2 protein-coding genes and 1 rRNA gene are annotated in these 2261 nt (G+C 67.1%); all 3 read left to right on the top strand.

Annotated features, from left to right (window positions below; all coding sequences use genetic code 11):
- Position 1 precedes the first annotated feature (1 nt).
- The 3 genes from rrf to HG543_RS53225 all read left to right on the top strand — a co-directional run bounded on the left by rrf (position 2) and on the right by HG543_RS53225 (position 2137).
- Positions 2-118, top strand: a 5S ribosomal RNA gene (gene rrf, locus HG543_RS53235).
- 207 nt (positions 119-325) lie between these two features.
- Positions 326-1675 carry a matrixin family metalloprotease gene (locus HG543_RS53230; RefSeq protein ID WP_169352617.1) on the top strand — a complete coding sequence of 450 codons (1350 nt, stop codon included), beginning with the start codon at positions 326-328 and terminating at the stop codon, positions 1673-1675.
- 243 nt (positions 1676-1918) lie between these two features.
- A complete protein-coding gene (locus HG543_RS53225; RefSeq protein ID WP_169352616.1) occupies positions 1919-2137 on the top strand; it encodes a hypothetical protein in 219 nt (72 codons plus the stop codon).
- Positions 2138-2261: the final 124 nt, after the last annotated feature.

Here is a 2261-nt window from a genome sequence, read left to right as displayed (position 1 = left end):
TTCCGGTGGCTATGTCGGAGGGGTTCCACCCGTTCCCATCCCGAACACGGAAGTTAAGCCCTCCAGAGCCGATGGTACTTCGCGGGAAACCGCGCGGGAGAGTAGGTCGCTGCCGGATTCTTTTTGAGAACCCCTGGTGCCCTTTGGGCACCGGGGGTTTTCTTTTTTCCGCGGTCTGTCTTTCCGCAGTGGCGTCCCTCGCGCGGGCCTGGCCCCGAGGGATTTCCACCACTCCAGATAAACACGTAAGTCGTGCTAAACGCTCATGTCTGGGACCGGCGCGTCCGCCGGGGTTCCCGAGCTCCGTCGCGAGGAGAGGAAAGACATGAGCCTGACCGGAAACGGGTACACGCAGTGGCTGCGGCGAGGCTTCTTAGTCGGCCTGAGTGTCCTGTCGTTGAGCTGCGCCTCGTCGGAAGAAGCGCCTGAGGCGCCAGCGAGTCCGCCCGCCGCGGAGGAGTCCGCGAGCGCGCCGCTGAAGAAGGGGGACCGGGGCCCCGAGGTAGAGCGGCTCTACACGTACCTGAAGACGTACGGCTACTTCCCCAACGCCGCGCTCCAGGGCTTCGCCGGGTGGAAGCCCGCCGTCGCTCGGACGCCCGCGGACCCTCGGCTCTTCGACGCCACCCTGGAAGAGGCGCTGCGCCTGTTCCAGCGCGCCCAGGGCCTGTCGGAGGACGGAACGCTGAACGCCGCCACGCGCGAGCTCATGAGCAAGCCGCGCTGCGCCTTCCCGGACGTCCACGCCACGGCGCCTCGAGACGGGAAGGGCGTGAGCCCGTTCTTCGTCTACTCGGGCTCCCGGTGGCCGGGGAACTCCGTCACCTTCTCCTTCTCGAACTACACGGGCGACATGTCCGTGAATGATGCGCGCAACGCGGTGATTGGCGGCCTGCGCCGTTGGTCGCACGTGGCGCGCATCGGCTTCACGGAGGTGGCGTCCCCGGGCGACATCCAGATTGGGTGGTACGCCGGGGACCACGGCGATGGCTATTCCTTCGACGGCGCCAACGGCGTCCTGGCGCACGCCTTCTATCCGACCCACGGGGACGTGCACTTCGACGAGGCCGAGTACTGGACCAACAACGGCGGTGGCTACGACCTGGCGCACGTCACCACCCACGAGTTCGGTCACGCCATCGGCCTGAACCACTCGGCGGACTCGAGCGCGGTGATGTACGCCTACTACAGCGGACGCCGGGACCTGGCCCCCGATGACATCCTGGGCGCCCAGTACATCTACGGCACGGACGCCGTGTCGCTCCAGTCGTACAACCTCCAGAACCACTACGTCCGGCACGCCAACAGCCTGGGGGAAATCAGCACCATCAGCTCGCAGCTCGACAAGGTCGACTCGCACTTCCGGCGCGTCGCCGGGCTCGCCAACAGTGGCTGCGTCTCGTTCGAGTCGGTGAACTTCCCGGGGATGTTCCTGCGCCACCAGGACTACCGCATCAAGCTGTCGCCCTATAACGGCGCGGATGGGCTCTTCCTCGCGGACGCGACATTCTGCCCGCGGCCGGGGCTCGCCAACGGCGCGTGGACGTCCTTCGAGGCGTACAACGCCCCGGGGCACTACATCCGCCACTCCGACTTCCACCTCTCCATCTCGACTGGCAGCGGCGAGCCGTTCCTCTCCGACGCCACCTTCCGCGTCGTCGGAGCCCTCCAGTAGCGCTCGTCGTGGGAGTGTCGAAGGCGGCCCCCGGGGCATGATCCGTACGCCCGGGGCCGCCGGGCGGGGTCCCCACGAAGGAGCCCGAGGGTGGGCCTCCGTGTGGCACGCACCTGGCGCTATATCGTTGCATCTGTAGCCAGGGTCCTGCTGGAAACGGTCCTCCAGGGGCGGGGCTCGCGCCCGCGATGGAAAAGCCGCTAGCCTTCGGGGTGCCGTACAACCCCAGACGAGGAGCGTTCCATGCGTGGAGTCTTGAAGGCAGCCGTGGGTCTGATGGCGGTGCTGTCGCTGGCGGGTTGTGGTGGGTCTCCCGAGGGCACGCCGGAGCCGGAGGCGCAGCTCGGAGAGGTCGAGCAGGGCCTGGCTTGCAGGTACCCGGACGACTACTGCCCGGGCAGCACCGTGTGCGTGGACGGGATGTGTCGCGACTGCATCAACCAGCCGCACTGGTGCAACTAAACCGCCTCGACGAATCCCCTAAACATCGGAGCGGTTGTTCCGAAGAAGGGGGTGGTGGTGATGGGGCAGCAGCCATTCAGGCTGACGCCCGAGCAGATGGAGGAGCGGCGACTGTTCGCCGCTT

It is taken from the genome of Pyxidicoccus fallax (genome assembly GCF_012933655.1).
In the GTDB taxonomy this organism is placed as follows: Bacteria; Myxococcota; Myxococcia; order Myxococcales; family Myxococcaceae; genus Myxococcus; species Myxococcus fallax.
The sequence above is the reverse complement of the archived record's forward strand: the minus strand, read 5'-3'. Positions and strand labels throughout refer to the sequence as shown.

Bases quoted from the DNA above. Each gene is read 5' to 3' on its own strand.
- HG543_RS53230 (WP_169352617.1), top strand. From the start codon at position 326: ATGAGCCTGACCGGAAACGGGTACACGCAGTGGCTGCGGCGAGGCTTC.
- HG543_RS53225 (WP_169352616.1), top strand. From the start codon at position 1,919: ATGCGTGGAGTCTTGAAGGCAGCCGTGGGTCTGATGGCGGTGCTGTCG.